Annotated in this window: 15 protein-coding genes; 8 read left to right on the top strand and 7 right to left on the bottom strand. The window is 73.1% G+C overall.

Features of this window, described 5'->3' with window-relative positions; all coding sequences use genetic code 11:
* Window positions 1-60: 60 nt before the first annotated feature.
* The gene (locus AY578_RS01965; RefSeq protein WP_026243935.1) at window positions 61-363 is read right to left on the bottom strand and encodes a DUF5133 domain-containing protein; all 303 of its coding nucleotides are present in this window, start codon (window positions 361-363) and stop codon (window positions 61-63) included.
* A gap of 359 nt (window positions 364-722) precedes the next feature.
* On the opposite strand from AY578_RS01965, the gene AY578_RS01960 reads away from it, so the two are divergent.
* Window positions 723-1,235, top strand: coding sequence for a pep a2 (locus AY578_RS01960; protein ID WP_258901819.1), 513 nt, complete (start codon window positions 723-725; stop codon window positions 1,233-1,235).
* Window positions 1,232-3,376, top strand: coding sequence for a glycogen debranching protein GlgX (gene glgX / locus AY578_RS01955; protein ID WP_258901817.1), 2,145 nt, complete (start codon window positions 1,232-1,234; stop codon window positions 3,374-3,376). The genes AY578_RS01960 and glgX overlap by 4 nt, the downstream gene beginning before the upstream one ends.
* A gap of 21 nt (window positions 3,377-3,397) precedes the next feature.
* Here glgX and AY578_RS01950 read toward each other — a convergent pair whose 3' ends face one another.
* Window positions 3,398-4,201 (bottom strand): VOC family protein, encoded by an 804-nt coding sequence (locus AY578_RS01950; protein WP_019525568.1) that lies wholly within the window; start codon window positions 4,199-4,201, stop codon window positions 3,398-3,400.
* 251 nt (window positions 4,202-4,452) lie between these two features.
* Here AY578_RS01950 and AY578_RS01945 point away from each other — a divergent pair, with 251 nt between their 5' ends.
* Window positions 4,453-4,785 carry an ANTAR domain-containing protein gene (locus AY578_RS01945; RefSeq protein WP_202414926.1) on the top strand — a complete coding sequence of 111 codons (333 nt, stop codon included), beginning with the start codon at window positions 4,453-4,455 and terminating at the stop codon, window positions 4,783-4,785.
* 4 nt (window positions 4,786-4,789) lie between these two features.
* Here AY578_RS01945 and AY578_RS01940 read toward each other — a convergent pair whose 3' ends face one another.
* Entirely contained in the window at window positions 4,790-5,584 is a 795-nt protein-coding gene (locus tag AY578_RS01940; protein WP_019525570.1) for an RNA polymerase sigma factor SigF, read from the bottom strand.
* Between the two features lie 454 nt (window positions 5,585-6,038).
* On the opposite strand from AY578_RS01940, the gene AY578_RS01935 reads away from it, so the two are divergent.
* Window positions 6,039-6,560 carry a hypothetical protein gene (locus tag AY578_RS01935; RefSeq protein ID WP_258901814.1) on the top strand — a complete coding sequence of 174 codons (522 nt, stop codon included), beginning with the start codon at window positions 6,039-6,041 and terminating at the stop codon, window positions 6,558-6,560.
* Between the two features lie 19 nt (window positions 6,561-6,579).
* Here the strand turns inward: AY578_RS01935 and hemC are convergent, their stop codons facing one another.
* The 3 genes from hemC to ligD all read right to left on the bottom strand — a co-directional run bounded on the left by hemC (window position 6,580) and on the right by ligD (window position 9,489).
* The gene (gene hemC, locus AY578_RS01930; RefSeq protein WP_019525572.1) at window positions 6,580-7,515 is read right to left on the bottom strand and encodes a hydroxymethylbilane synthase; all 936 of its coding nucleotides are present in this window, start codon (window positions 7,513-7,515) and stop codon (window positions 6,580-6,582) included.
* Window positions 7,516-7,595: 80 nt separating this feature from the next.
* Window positions 7,596-8,372, bottom strand: a complete 777-nt coding sequence (locus tag AY578_RS01925) for an NPP1 family protein (protein ID WP_028958756.1) — start codon at window positions 8,370-8,372, stop codon at window positions 7,596-7,598.
* Between the two features lie 136 nt (window positions 8,373-8,508).
* Window positions 8,509-9,489, bottom strand: coding sequence for a non-homologous end-joining DNA ligase (gene ligD, locus AY578_RS01920; RefSeq protein WP_258901808.1), 981 nt, complete (start codon window positions 9,487-9,489; stop codon window positions 8,509-8,511).
* Window positions 9,490-9,656: 167 nt separating this feature from the next.
* Between ligD and AY578_RS01915 the strand changes: the two genes are divergently transcribed.
* The 4 genes from AY578_RS01915 to AY578_RS01900 all read left to right on the top strand — a co-directional run bounded on the left by AY578_RS01915 (window position 9,657) and on the right by AY578_RS01900 (window position 13,766).
* The gene (locus AY578_RS01915) at window positions 9,657-10,160 is read left to right on the top strand and encodes a MarR family winged helix-turn-helix transcriptional regulator (protein WP_028958757.1); all 504 of its coding nucleotides are present in this window, start codon (window positions 9,657-9,659) and stop codon (window positions 10,158-10,160) included.
* Between the two features lie 71 nt (window positions 10,161-10,231).
* Entirely contained in the window at window positions 10,232-10,612 is a 381-nt protein-coding gene (locus AY578_RS01910) for a DoxX-related protein (protein WP_258901805.1), read from the top strand.
* Window positions 10,609-11,076 (top strand): redoxin domain-containing protein, encoded by a 468-nt coding sequence (locus AY578_RS01905; RefSeq protein ID WP_161107643.1) that lies wholly within the window; start codon window positions 10,609-10,611, stop codon window positions 11,074-11,076. The genes AY578_RS01910 and AY578_RS01905 overlap by 4 nt, the downstream gene beginning before the upstream one ends.
* Before the next feature lie 335 nt (window positions 11,077-11,411).
* On the top strand, window positions 11,412-13,766 hold the full coding sequence (locus AY578_RS01900; protein WP_258901804.1) for an ATP-binding SpoIIE family protein phosphatase: 2,355 nt from the start codon (window positions 11,412-11,414) through the stop codon (window positions 13,764-13,766).
* A gap of 167 nt (window positions 13,767-13,933) precedes the next feature.
* Here AY578_RS01900 and AY578_RS01895 read toward each other — a convergent pair whose 3' ends face one another.
* Window positions 13,934-14,548, bottom strand: a complete 615-nt coding sequence (locus AY578_RS01895; RefSeq protein WP_019525579.1) for a DNA polymerase ligase N-terminal domain-containing protein — start codon at window positions 14,546-14,548, stop codon at window positions 13,934-13,936.
* Between the last annotated feature and the right edge of the window lie 40 nt (window positions 14,549-14,588).

Raw genomic sequence — 14,588 nt, 5'->3', positions numbered from 1 at the left:
TCCGCCGCTCGCGATGCCCGGGCAGGCGCCCGGGCGTAGGACCACATGGAGGCGGGAAGGTCATTGCCTTCCCGCCGGGGAGCGCCGCTCGACGGCGGGCGGGCCGCGCCGGACCGTGGCGGCCGGACGGGGCCGGTCGTTCTGCTCCTGCAGATAGGTGACGAGCGTGGTGCGCAGATACCGTTCCGCGGCGTCGGCCGCCTCCCGCGCGCAGCGCTTCCCCATGAGCACGCAGAGGGTGTAGCCGGAGTCCTCGAAGGTCGCCCGCACCGTGTGGTCGGTGGGGGCGGCCAGCATCACGCGTTCCCAGGCCCGGTAGCGACGCAACTGCCGGGCAACTTCGGCTTTTGCGGGTAGCAGCATGCGCCGTTCACCTTTCCGGGGCTCGATGGGTGCGCGTTGTCCCGACGGTCGGGGCGGAGCCGTGCGCACCGATGCACGGACCCGTAACGGCGATCGAGGTCTTCACTCATGGTGCACAGGCAGTGACCCAACGTCTTGTTGGATTTTCAACCATCGACCCCGTGGTGAGCGTGCAGGTCAGACGGTCGGTGCGCGCTCAAATGCGGCACCATCCGTCTCACCCGTGCGCTCGTGTTGCACGAATGGACCAACCCCCTCAGTCTGAAGGTGACTCAGCAGCAACACCCGCTCACGTTCCGTGTTCGGGGGCCCGTCCGTCGGACGGGAGGAGCGCGAGCTTCGCGGTGAGGAGCCACGAGATGAAGACCGCAGTGCCCTGCTACTACCACCTCGACGTGGAAGTCAGCCCGGAAAGGGTGGGACAGGTCAGCCGGATACTGGCCGCTCACCTCCGGTTCTGGGACCTGGAGAACATCATGGAGCGCGTCTGCGGCGGCACCGAGATGCTGCTCCGCGCCATCGACCAGCACGCCACCGACAAGAACACCTCCATCGAGATGTGGTGGAACGGGCAGCACCTCATTACGGCCATCGCGGACAACGACCGGGCCCTGCGCCCCGACCAGGAGCTGCGCGGCTGCCTCGAGCACCTCGCCGCCAGCAGCGACGGCTGGGGCTGCTGCGCCACCGAGACCGGCAGCAAGGTCATCTGGTTCTCGCAGCGCGCCCGCGCCGGCGAACGCGTCCCCCTCGTCCCCACCACGCCCGACCCGCGCGAGAGCGAGGGCCTGGACCTGCCCCGCGAGGTGGCCGTCTCCACGGCCACCGGCCTCGTCCGAACGCCCGGCGGCCTCCTGGAGGAGGTCCGGTGACCCGGCGACACAACCGGAAAGGGGCGCCCGCCTGGAGCGGGCGCCCCTACCCGCTGGGTGCCTCCTACGACGGGGAGGGCACCAACTTCGCGCTGTTCAGCGAGGTCGCCGAACGCGTCGACCTGGTCCTCGTGGACGACGACGGCCGGCACCGCACGGTACGGCTCACCGAGGCCGACGGCTTCGTCTGGCACGGCTACCTCCCCGGCGTCGGCCCCGGCCAGCGCTACGGCTACCGCGTCCATGGCCCCTGGGCCCCCGCCGCCGGCCACCGCTGCAACCCGGCGAAACTCCTCCTCGACCCCTACGCCACCGCGGTCGACGGCCAGATCGACAACCACCCGTCGCTGTACGAGCGGAACCCGCACGGACCCGACCCCGCGGACAGTGCGGGCCACACCATGCTCGGCGTGGTGACCGACCCCGCCTTCGACTGGGGCGACGACACCCGCCCCTGCCGGCCGTACTCCGACACCGTGATCTACGAGGCCCACGTCAAGGGGCTCACCCGCACCCACCCCGACGTCCCGCCCGAACTGCGCGGCACCTACGCCGGACTGGCGCACCCCTCGGTGGTCGAGCACCTCACCTCGCTCGGCGTCACCGCCGTGGAGCTCATGCCGGTGCACCAGTTCGTCCAGGACGGCGTGCTCCAGGGCCGGGGCCTGGCCAACTACTGGGGCTACAACACCATCGGCTTCTTCGCCCCGCACAACGCCTACTCCGCGCACGGAACCCGCGGCCAGCAGGTCACGGAGTTCAAGGAGATGGTGAAGGCGCTGCACGCGGCCGGGCTCGAGGTGATCCTCGACGTCGTCTACAACCACACCGCCGAAGGCAACGAGAAGGGCCCCACCCTCTCCTTCCGCGGCATCGACAACTCCTCGTACTACCGCCTGGTGGACGGCGACTGGCGGCACTACTACGACACCACCGGCACCGGCAACAGCCTGCTGATGCGCCACCCCTATGTGCTGCAGCTCATCATGGACTCGCTGCGGTACTGGATCACCGAGATGCATGTCGACGGATTCCGCTTCGACCTCGCGGCCACCCTGGCGCGGCAGTTCCACGAGGTGGACCGGCTGTCGGCGTTCTTCGACCTGATCCAGCAGGACCCGGTGATCAGCCGCGTCAAACTCATCGCGGAACCCTGGGACGTCGGCGAAGGCGGCTACCAGGTCGGCAACTTCCCGCCCCTGTGGTCCGAGTGGAACGGCAAGTACCGCGACGCCGTACGGGACTTCTGGCGTGGCGAGGACCACACCCTCGGCGAGTTCGCCTCCCGGCTGACCGGCTCCTCCGACCTGTACGCCCACAACCGGCGCCGGCCGCGCGCCAGCGTCAACTTCGTCACCGCGCACGACGGTTTCACGCTGCGCGACCTGGTCTCGTACAACGACAAGCACAACGAGGCCAACGGCGAGGACAACCAGGACGGCGAGAACGACAACCGGTCCTGGAACTGCGGCGCCGAGGGCCCGACCCGCGACCCGGCCGTGCGTGAACTGCGCGCCCGTCAGCAGCGCAACTTCCTGGCCACGCTGCTGCTGTCGCAGGGCATCCCGATGCTCTCCCACGGCGACGAGCTGGGCCGCACCCAGCGCGGCAACAACAACGCCTACTGCCAGGACAACGAGATCAGCTGGATCGACTGGCAACTCGGCGACGAGCAGGAGGACCTGCTCGGCTTCACCCGCCGGCTGATCGCCCTGCGCCGCGAGCACCCCGTGCTGCGCCGGCGCCGCTTCTTCCGCGGCGACACGGCACGCCACCCCGACCAGCCGCTGCCGGACCTGGTGTGGCTGGCGCCCGACGCGCGGGAGATGAGCGACGACGACTGGCTGCGCTCCGACGCGCACTCGGTCGGCGTGTTCCTCAACGGCGACGCCATCGCCGAACCGGACCCGCGCGGCCGGCCCGTCATCGACGACTCGTTCCTGCTGCTGCTCAACAGTCACTGGGAACCGGTCGGCTTCCGTCTGCCGGACTCCTCCTACGGCGAACGGTGGACGGCGCTGATCGACACCGCCGACCCGGACGGCACCCCCGACGAGGCGGAACGCAAGGCGGGCACCCGGCTGACCGTGGACGCCCGCAGCCTGGTGCTGCTGTCCCGCCCGTCCCGCACCGCGGGGTGACCGGGCGGCCCCGGGGAGGGGTCAGTGCTCGCGGCGCGAGGTGACCGTGAAACGGGCGCCCTCGTTGTCGCTCAGCACCGCCTCCTCGGGGCCCAGGGACAGCACGCCGCCCCCGTGCTCCTCGGCGGCGCGGGCGCACGCCTCCACGTCCGTCACGGTGAAGTGGACCTGCCAGTGCGGCCGGATCCGCGGGTCGGGCGCCGAGCCCAGCGCCCCCGAGGTGATGCGCGCGACCACGTCCCCGTCGCTGCGCAGCACCACTTCCTCACCCTCGTAGTGCACTTCGCAGCCGCCCGGCCCGCCGGACGCCCAGTCGAAGACCTCGCCGTAGAAGATCGCCGCGTCGAAGGCGTCCCGGGTGTGCAGCCGTACGAACGCCAGCTGCGCGCGGCGCCAGGTCGGCCAGTCGGAGAACAGCTCGCCCTCCCACACGCCGAACGTCGCCCCGTCCCGGTCCGCGAGCAGCGCCGCGCGCCCGGGCGGCAGCGAGATCGGGCCCACCGCGGCGGTGCCGCCGCGCTCCTGCACCCGTCCCGCCGCCTCGTCGGCGCTGCGCACCGCGAAGTACGGCGTCCACGCCACGGCCGTCTGCCACATCCCGGCGACCGCGGCGATGCCCGCCACCGGCCGGCCGGCCGCGAGTGCGATCCGGAACCGGTCGCCCAGCCGCATCGGCCGCCACTCCCAGCCGAGGACGGCGGTGTAGAACTCCTCGGTGGTCTGCAGGTCGCGGCTGGTCAGACTGACCCAGCAGGGCGCTCCGTACACGGCGTGCGTCGAGACGACGCCCGTCGAGCCGGCGGAGGAGGTCATGTCGTGGTTCATAGCGGTCGTGTCCTGATCTTCGTCGGCCCGGCAGCCACCCGGATGACACCAGTGTCCGCGGGGGACCGGTCCGGGCGCCTGCCGAGTACCCCGGCGGCGGCCCCGAAACGGTGACCCCGGCCACCCGTGGTCCACCCCGGTGGCGAGGGGCGGTCCGTGTGGCGACCATGGAGGGATCGGACACTGGGTGAAGGCACTCAAGCACCTGGCGAAGGCGCCGCGGCAGCGGCACACCGGAACCGGAGGTGACCATGCCCACGGACGGGGGCGCGGACCGGATCCTCCAGCTGGAGAAGGAAGTCCGGCAGCTGAAGGACGCGGTGGTCTCGCACGCGGTGGTGGACCAGGCGATCGGCATGATCGTGGCACTCGGACGGGTCTCGCCCGACCGGGGCTGGACGGTGCTGAAGGAGGTGTCCCAGCGGACCAACATCAAGCTCCGCAGCATCGCCGACATGATCCTCGTCTGGGGCCGCACGGGCGCACTGCCCGCCGAGGTCCGCACGGTCCTCGAGGAGACCCTCGACCGGCTCGGCCCCACCCGCCTCCCGGACGCCCCCGCGGACGGCCCCCCGAAGCCCTGAGCGCTCAGCCGGCGTCGGCCGACGCCATCTCTTCGCGCACCTGCGCGAAGCAGCTGCTCAGCAGGCGGGAGACATGCATCTGGGAGATGCCCAGCTGGTCGGCTATGCCGCTCTGCGTCATCCCCTTGAAGAAGCGCAGATAGAGGATGAGCCGCTCCCGCTCCGGCAGCGCCTCCAGGCACGGCCGCACCGCCACCCGGTCCACGACCGCGTCGTACGCCGGGTCCGGGCCGCCGATCGAGTCGCCCAGGGCGTACCCGTCGGTGCCCGGCATCTCCGCCTCGAGGGAGAGCGCGGAGAAGCACTCCAGGGCCTCCATCCCGGTGCGCACCTCGTCCTCCGTCAGCCGGGCGTGCGCGGCGATCTCGGCGACCGTGGGCGGAGGCCCCGGCGTGGTCTGCGACAGCTCCTTCGCCGCGGTGCGCACCCGGTTGCGCAGGTCCTGCACCCGGCGCGGCACGTGCAGCGTCCACATGTGGTCGCGGAAGTGGCGTTTGATCTCGCCGGTGACGGTCGGGACCGCGTACGCCTCGAAGGCGTTGCCGCGCGCCGGGTCGTAGTGGTCGACGGCCTTCACCAGACCCAGGGCCGCCACCTGGTACAGGTCCTCCAGGGCCTCTCCGCGGCCCCGGAACCGGACGGCGATGCGCTCGGCCATCGGCAGCCACGCCGTGACCAGCTCGTCGCGCAGCCTCCGGCGCTCGGGCCCGTCGGGCAGACCGGCCAGACGCTCGAAGTCACGCGTCGTCTCGGGGGCGTCGTCATGGGAGTGGGGCTTCCTGGGACTGACGGTACGCATCACACGCGCACCTCCCTGAGCGGGTGCCGGATGGACAGAACACGGACGTGCCTCCTGTCCGAAGCACTGAGAATTCCTTTCCCTGTGCGCCGCGATTTCAAAACGGCTGCCGGAAATCCTTCACGGATCGCGGTCCGTTGAATTCAGGAAATACGCACGCTGTGGAATCGAAGGAATTCAGGGCGTGAAAAGCGGCAGGCCGGGGCGGGGTGCGTGGCCGTGCCGGCGGGGAAGGGGCGCCGGGCGCCGCCCGTGCGGGGGCGATCACCGTGCCGGACGTGATGTACGGCACGCCTCGGCGCCGCGTCCGTGGTCCGGCCGGGGGATTCCTCCTGCGCAGCGCTTGATCGGCGATCAGATCGGGCGAACCACCTGACCACAGCGCATTGCGCTCATTTGACAGTGCGCTGAGCCCACAGATAGGAAGCAGCGGACAGAAGTCGAGAGGTGCACTGTGTACGAGCCGAACGTGGTCGGGGACTGGCAGGAGTACGACGAGCATGCCGGTCTGCGGGTCCGCGTCCATCGTCTGGAAGCGGGCGACCCGCCGCGCGGACGGGACGACGCCACCGAAGGGCTGTCGTACTTCCGGGTCCGGGTGACCGTGGAAAACCGGGGCGAACGCCCTGTGTACATTCATCTCGAGGACGGTCAGATCGACGTGCGGACCGGACCCGACGGCGAGAGCGCATTCATCGACTGGCGCAACTCGCAATTCATCGAGGGATTCGACGTCTATCCGCTGCGCCGCGCCACCGCCGTGCTCTACGCGGCCGCCCCCGAGGCGTCCCTGGCGCAGGTCGACGTCCAGGTGCAGCTGCGCGCCGACGAGGAGTGGGCGGGGCGCCGGCTGTGGACGGGCGGTGTCGGCGTCCTCGAACCCTCGCCCGGCGCGAGCGCCGGGACGGCCCGGGAGAGCCTCGCGCAGCAGGTGAGCCTGTTCCTCCAGGAGCAGGCCGAGGAAGGCACCGCCTGACCCGCCCGCCCCGGCAGGGTCAGTGCGGGATGCCGTCGATGACCTCGCGGGCGCCCTGACGCAGCAGCGCCACGGCGACCGACGTGCCGAGCGTCGCCGGGTCCAGCCGCCCCGCCCACTCGTGGGCGTTCAGCCGGGTCTTGCCGTCCGGGGTGAACACACAGGCGCGCAAGGACAGTTCACCGCTTCGGTCCACACGGGCCAGTCCGGCGATCGGGCTGTTGCAGTGCCCCTGGAGGACGTGCAGCAGCATCCGCTCGGCGGTCGTCTCGCGGTGCGTGTCGGGATGGCTGAGGACGGAGACCGCCTCGATCAGACCCGTGTCGCCCTCCCTGCACTGCAGGGCCAGGACTCCCGCGCCGACCGGCGGCAGCATCACGTCCGGGGACAGCACCTCACTGATCACGTCGGCGCGGCCGATCCGCTCCAGACCCGCGGCCGCGAGCAGCAGCGCGTCCACCTCGCCCTCCGCCAGCTTCGCCAGCCGCCGGTTGGCGTTCCCGCGCAGCGGCACGCACCGCAGCTGCGGATGGGTGGCGGCGAGCTGTGCGACCCGGCGCACCGACGACGTGCCGATCCGGGTGCCGGGCGGCAGCGCGTCCAGGGTGAGACCGTCCGGGTGCACCAGCGCGTCGCGGACGTCGTCCCGCTCCAGGAACGCCGCGAAGACGGTGCCCGCCGGGAGCGGCCGGTCGGCGGGGACGTCCTTCACGCAGTGCACCGCGAGGTCCGCCTCGCCGGCCAGCAGCGCGGCGTCGACCTCCTTGGTGAACGCGCCCTTGCCCTCCACCTGCGACAGGTCGCCCAGCCACTTGTCCCCGGTGGTGCGTACCGGGACCACCTCGGTACGCACCCCGGGGTGGGCCGCGGTCAGCTCGGCGCGGACGCGCTCCACCTGGGCGAGCGCCATGGGCGAGTCGCGGGAGACGATACGGATTAGTTCCGGGACGGCCATGGCGTCACGATAGACCCCCGCCGCCCCCCTTTGCCGGGGACACGGCGTCGCACCCCCAGGCGTCAACTCGCCCATGTGTGTCATCCGTTCGGGTCGAAGGGGATGCCGGACGGCTTGGCGTTCGCCAGGTGCGAGGCGAAACTGCCGTCCTTCAGGCCGAAGTGGGCGCTGCCGAAGTCGTGCGCGACGAGCTTCTCGCGCAGTCCGGGCGGGTAGCCGTTCCAGCCGACCAGCGGCGGGTACTGCCAGGTGCCCTTGTGGTTCTCGGGCGGTTCGTCGCCCGCGCCGGCCAGGCGGAAGCAGTGGGTGCTGATGCCGTCCTTGTGGTAAACGACCTTCGCATGCGTGCCCTCGAAGCGGACGGACGAGCGGGGGTGGACCGTGAACGAGCCGTGGTTGGATGTCGCCACGTACTGCACGGTGTCGTTCTGCACCCACACCACGACGTGCTCCCAGTCGTGGCGGTGCCCGCCGAGGCTGATGCCCGGGATGGCCTGGTCCTTCTCGAAGTAGAGCGCGTACACCACGGCGCACCAGCCGTTGTTGCACTTGGCGCGCGCGTAGCTGTTGGTGTTGTCCAGGTCGGACGCGTCACGGCAGTTGCCGTTGAGGGCGCCGGTAGGGTTCAGCCCGGGGTTGACGGTTCCGTCGGGGCCGATGGCCGCGGAGGAGTAGCAGCCGTCGGTGTCGTAGTCGAAGGCGGGCTGGTAGGTGCTCTCCAGCGCGTCGGCGTCGGCCGGGAGCGCGGGCGGGGGAGCGGCGAAGGCCGTGGCGGGGACGGCGACGACCAGGGCGGCCGCGCCGGCCAGTCCGGTCAGCCATCTCCTGGCGTGCGTACGGGGCTTGCTCGGCGACACTGCGTCCTCCTCGGGACAGGCGCAGCCCAACGGCTGTGGGGGGCTGGGGAGTTCACAGCATCCCGGTCGGGCGTGCCCATGCCAAGAGGGTGTCGGGGGAAAGATGCGGACCGGTCGGTACGGGGCCGCCCTCAGGTCATGCGAGGTCGTCGGGAAGGTCGGCCGCCGCCTCCTCGGGCGCGAGGTCCGGCCTCAGGCGCAGCCAGGACGGCTGGCGCAGCATGCCCTCGCGGGTGCGGGTGCTGTACCGCACCTCGCCGACCAGCCGGGGCACCACCCAGTGGGCGCCCGGGGCGGAGGGCGGCGGGTCGAACGGGCAGACGTCGGTCTCCGCGGCCTTCAGCAGCGCGGCCAGCTCGGCGCGTTCGGCCTCGCTCCAGCCGGTGCCCACGCCGCCCACGTAACGCAGCCGGCCCCCCGCCCGCTGCCCGACCAGGACGGCGCCCGGCAGCCCCGTCAGGCGGCCCTTGCCCGGCAGCCAGCCGCCGATGAGCACGTCCTCGGTGCGCATGTTGCGGATCTTGATCCAGGCGCGTGAGCGGACCCCCGGCTCGTACACCGAGTCCAGCCGCTTGCAGACCAGCCCCTCCAGTCCGTGCTCGACGGTGGCCCGCAGCGCCTCCCGGCCGTGGCCCACGATCGCGGCCGGGGTGGACCAGAAAGGCCCGTCGAGCCCGAGATCCAGCAGCTCCTCGCGGCGGCGGACGTACGGCTCGCGGAGCAGCGAGCGGCCGTCCAGGTGCATCACGTCGAACAGGACCAGATGCACCGGTACCGTCTGCGCCCGGCGCACCGCGCGGGCGGGGGAGTGGGCCAGGCCCATCCGCGACTGGAGCAGCTGGAAGCTCGCCCGGCCTTCCGCGTCGAGGGCGAGGATCTCCCCGTCCAGCACGGCGGGCCGGGAGCCGAGCGCGGTCGCCAGCGGACGCAGCTCGGGATACGCGCCGGTGATCTCCTGCCCGGACCGGGCGCGCAGCACGATGCTCCCGTCACCCGGGAGGTAGACCACCGCCCGCTGCCCGTCCTGCTTGGTCTCGTACGCCCAGCGCGCGTCCGCCGAGGGAGGCGGCAGCCGGCCGGGTGTGGCGAGCATCGGCGGGATCAGCGGGAGGGTCACGGGTGAGGTGTGGACGCCGCCGCCCGGCCGCACGCGTCCGGCCCCGGTGTTTCGCCCGAACGGAGCGCGAACGGGGGCGGGCGGGCGCATCGCGGATCGGGAGTGGAGGGTTCCATTCCGCGCACCCCAATTGATTGAGTTACGCAATGAGATGGTAAAGTGCGCCCATGTCCACACCTCCGCCTTCCGACCCCTCCGCCTCCCCGGAGGTGGTCGAGATCGAGCGCGCGCTGTACCGCATCACCTACCTCAGCTCGCGCGCCCGGCAGCACGAGCGGCTGATGGCCGCGGCGGGGGTGCCGCTGGACCGGGCCGGGGCGGCGCTGCTGCGGAAGATGGCCGGCGAGGAGCCCATGCGGCCGGGGGAGCTGGCGGCGCGGCTCGGGGTGGAGGCCTCACACGTCACGCGCACGGTGCAGCACCTGGAGCGGTCCGGACACGTCGTCCGCGTGCCCGACCCGGACGACCGCCGCGCCCAGCGCATCGAGCTCACCGACGCCGGCCGCGACGCGATCGCCAGGATCCGCGAGACCGGGGTGCGCGGCATGCAGGCCGCACTCGCCCACTGGTCCGAGGAGGACCTGCGCACACTGGCCACGCTGTTCCACCGCATGGTCGACGACTTCCTCGCCCACGCGGCCGCGACGGACACCGAGTCCTCGGCGGACTGAGCCCCGACCCTCCCTCGCCGCCGCTGCCTTACCGTCCGGTAACGTGCGCGGCAGTCACCGGAGGAGGAACCGTGTCACGGTCCGCACGCTCACCCCTGCTGCTCGCCGGTCTGCTGGCCGCCGCCGGCACCGCGCACTTCGCGGCGCCCCGCCAGTTCGACCACATCGTCCCGCGCTCCCTGCCCGGCTCGCCCCGCGCCTGGACGTACGCCAGCGGCGCCGCCGAGCTGGCGCTGGCCGCCGGGGTGGCCCTGCCCCGCACCCGCGAGGCCGCCGCCCTGGCCGCGGCGGCCTTCTTCGTCGGGGTGTTCCCCGCCAACGTGAAGATGGCCGTCGACTGGCGCCACCGCCCCGCACCCCAGCGCGCCGCCGCCTTCGGCCGGCTGCCGCTGCAGGTGCCGCTCGTCCTGTGGGCGCGCGGCGTCGCCAAGAACGCGGAGGGGGCGGCGTGAGCGCGCGCCTGGAGAAGGGCGACACGGTCGAGGACTTCGCCGCGCCCGACGAGACCGGCACCGTACGCCGGCTGTCCGAGCTGCTCGCCGACGGCCCGGTGGTGCTGTTCTTCTACCCAGCCGCCCTGAGCCCCGGCTGCACCGCCCAGGCCTGCCACTTCCGCGACCTCGCCGGCGAGTTCGCCGAGGTGGGCGCCCGGCCGGTCGGCGTCAGCGCGGACCCCGTGGAGCGCCAGGCGGAGTTCGCCGGACGGCACACCCTCGGCATGCCCCTGCTGTCCGACGCCGACGGCGCGATCCGCGAGAGGTTCGGAGTGAAGCGGGGCATCTCCGTGGCCCCGACCAAGCGGGCCACCTTCGTCATAGGCCAGGACCGGACCGTGCTGGAGGTCGTGCGCAGCGAGCTGCGCATGAACACCCACGCGGACAAGGCACTCGCCGCCCTGCGCGCCCACCGGGGCTGAGACACCGGGCGGTCTTCGCCCGGAGCGGTCCCGTCCACGGACGCGGTTGGCGGGCCGGTTTCACCCCTGCGTGGGTGAGGGCCTGGCTTTGTGCACCCACCGGGGTCGAGGCGGTCGGGCACCGGGCGGCCCCCGCCGGCATCGTCCCCGCCCGCGAACTCGGTCGGTCGCCGGGTGGCCTCGGCCCGGAGCCGTCCCGCCTGCGAACGCGGCCGGCGGGGCCGGGTCCACCCCTGGGGGGTGAGGGCCGCCGCGGTGACCGGGACGCACGCGCGGCCGCCCCGGGCGCACCCGCCGCGGTTGAGAGGTGACGCCCGCGGGTCGATCCTGGACGAATGGACGACGCCTCCGCCGTGCTTGTTGTCGACGCCCGCGGCGTCGTGACGGGGTGGAGCGAGGGAGCCCGGCGGCTGACCGGGTTCTCCGCCGACGAGGCCGTGGGCCGTGCCGTGCGGGACCTGCTCGTCGGGGAGCCGGACGGTGGGGAGCCTCCGCCCGGCGGTCCGCCCCTGCCCGTGGGAACCGTCACGGCGCGTCACCGTGACGGCCACGTGCTGACGCTCCGGATCGGGCTGTCCCCGCTCGACGGGCCCGGGGACGAGACCGCCGGCTACGTGGTCACCACCGCGCCCGTCGGCACGCGGGAGACGTCGCTCGGCGGCCGGGTCTTCGAACAGTCGTCGCTGCCCATCTCCGTCTTCGACACCGAGCACCGCTTCGTCCGGCTCAACGCCGCCGCCTGCGAGGCCATGGGCGGCACGGAGGAGACCCTGCTGGGCCGCACCTTCCTCGACGTCGCGGGTCCCGGCGAGGGCACCCGCTCCATCGACCGGAACATGCGCACGGTCGTCGAGACCGGCCGCCCGATGCGCGACGAGACCAACAGCCAGGCGAGCGCCGCCCCGGACCGGCAGGCCTGGGACGTGGAGATGTGGCCGCTGCGGGACACCACCGGCCAGGTGATCGGCGCCGCGCTGGCCGGCCTGGACTCCACCGAGCAGCACCGCTCCAGGCGCCGGCTGGCCCTGATCGACGAGGCCACCACCGCCCTGGGCACGACCCTCGACGTCGTCCGCACCGCCGAGGAGTTCGTGGCGCTGCTGGTGCCGGACTTCGCCGACTTCGCCGCCGTCGACCTGCTCGACTGGGTGCTCGACGCGGAGGCGCCCCCGCTGCGCGACGACCCCGACGTGGTGATGCGCCGCGTGGCGCACGCCTCCGCCGGCCCGGACGCGCCCGCCACGGTCGTCCCCCTCGGCCGCACCGACGTCTACCCGGCGTACTCGCCGCCCGCGCGGGCGCTGCGCGAAGGGAGAGCCGTGCTCGCGCACGCGGGCGAGACGGACTTCGACCGGTGGATGGCCGAGCGCGAGCCGCAGTCCCTGCGGACGGAGGCGGCGCGGGCCCACCGCATCCACGCCGAGCTCGCCGTGCCGCTGCTCGCCCGCGGCACCACGCTCGGCGTCGCGATCGCCCTGCGCAACCTCCGCCCCGAGAAGTTCGCCGAGGACGACGCCGTCCTCGCCGAGGAGATCGCGGGCCGGGCCGCCGTGTGCGTGGACAACGCCCGCCGTTTCGCTCGGGAACGCGCCACCGCCATGACCCTCCAGAACAGCCTGCTGCCCAAGGTGCGGCCCGGGCAGGCGGCCGTGGAGATCGCCCACCGCTATCTGCCGACCGCGTCCGCCGTGGGCATCGGCGGCGACTGGTTCGACGTCATCCCGCTGTCCGGCACCCGGGTCGCCCTGGTCGTGGGCGACGTCGTCGGACACGGCATCCCCTCCACGGCCACCATGGGCCGGCTCTGCACGGCCGTGCGCACCCTCGCCGACGTCGACCTGCCGCCCGAGGAACTGCTCACCCACCTCGACGACCTGGTCACCCACCTCAGCGCCGACGACCGCGTCGACGTCCCGGAGCTCGGCGCCACCTGCCTGTACGCCGTCTACGATCCCGTCTCCCGCCTGCTCACGGTGTCCGCCGCCGGACACCCCCCGCCCGCTCTGCTGCTGCCCGACGGCACCTGCCGGCTCGTGCCGCTGAACGCGGGACCGCCGCTGGGCGTCGGCGGCATGCCGTTCGAGGCGACCGAGCTGGAGCTGCCCGAGGGCTGTGTGGTCGCCTTCTACACCGACGGGCTCGTCGACGGCCGCGGCCGGGACGTCGACCACGCCACCCAGGAGCTGTGCCGCGCCCTGACCGTGCCCACGGAGTCGCTGGACGCCCTGTGCGACGTCGTGCTCAAGCAGGTGCTGCCCGAGGAGCCCGGCGACGACGTCGCCCTGCTGCTCGCCCGCACCCGCGCCCTGGGCGCCGGGCAGGTCGCCGCGCGGGACGTGGCAAAGGACCCCGGGGAGGTCGCCGTTGTCCGCAAGTGGGCGCTCGACCTGCTGTCCGCCTGGGGTCTGGACGACATCTCGTTCGTCACCGAGCTGGTGGTCAGCGAGCTGGTCACCAACGCCATCCGCTACGGGGAGCCCCCGATCCGGGTGCGGCTGATCCGCGACCGCACCCTCATCTGCGAGGTGACCGACTCCAGTTCCACCTCGCCCCATCTGCGCCGGGCGCACGCCTTCGACGAGGGCGGCCGGGGGCTGCTGCTGGTCGCCCAGCTCACCCAGCGCTGGGGGTGCAGGCAGGCGGACGGCGGCAAGACCATCTGGGCGGAACAGGCCCTCCCACGCCGCTGACCCTCGCGCCCGGGCGGTTCAGCCGCCTCCCCGGCCGACCTCCCGCCCCCGGGGGTTCAGCCCCCTTCCGGCCGATCTCCCGCCTCCGGCGGTTCAGCCCCCTTCCGGCCGATCTCCCGCGTCTGCCGGTTCAGCCCCCTCCCGGCCGACCTCCCGCGCCCGGGCGATCAGCCGCCCTCCCGCGCGACTTGCGCGAGCGTGCGGCCCGTACGGGCGGAGCGGGCCCGGCGCGGGTCGGGCGCGCCCCGGCCGCCGGAGCCGCCCTTGGCCGCCCGCACCAGCAGCCACGCCTCCTCGCCGTCGTCCGCGTCGCGGAAGCGGGTGAGGGCGTACTCGCCGCGCAGCTTCCGGCCGTGCAGCCGGAACGTGGCGTGCCCGCGCTCCAGCGACTCCGCGAAGTCCACGGGCCGGCCCCGGCGGTCGTGGCTCAACGGCTCGTATGTGCCGTGGTCCCAGACGATCACCGTGCCGCCGCCGTACTCGCCGCGCGGGATGACGCCCTCGAACTCCTCGTACTCCAGCGGGTGGTCCTCCGTCGGCACGGCCAGCCGTTTGTCGCGCGGGTCGGCGGGCGGGCCCTTGGGCACCGACCACGATTTCAGCACGTCGCCCACCTGGAGCCGGAAGTCGAAGTGCATCCGGCGGGCGTCGTGGATCTGCACGACGAACCGGGGCAGGGCGTCCCGCTCTTCCCGCGCCTCCCGCCCGTCGCCGCGCGGCTCCGCCGTCCGGTCGAAGTGCCGCTTGCCGTGATAGTCCCGCAGCCGGCCCTTTCCGCCCACCGCACCGCTCCCTCCGCCGGGCCCGTCCGCCTTCCGTACG

This window comes from Streptomyces thermocarboxydus, from assembly GCF_024760485.1.
Taxonomy (GTDB): Bacteria; Actinomycetota; Actinomycetes; order Streptomycetales; family Streptomycetaceae; genus Streptomyces; species Streptomyces cellulosae.
This window is presented reverse-complemented; position numbering and strand designations above follow the sequence as displayed.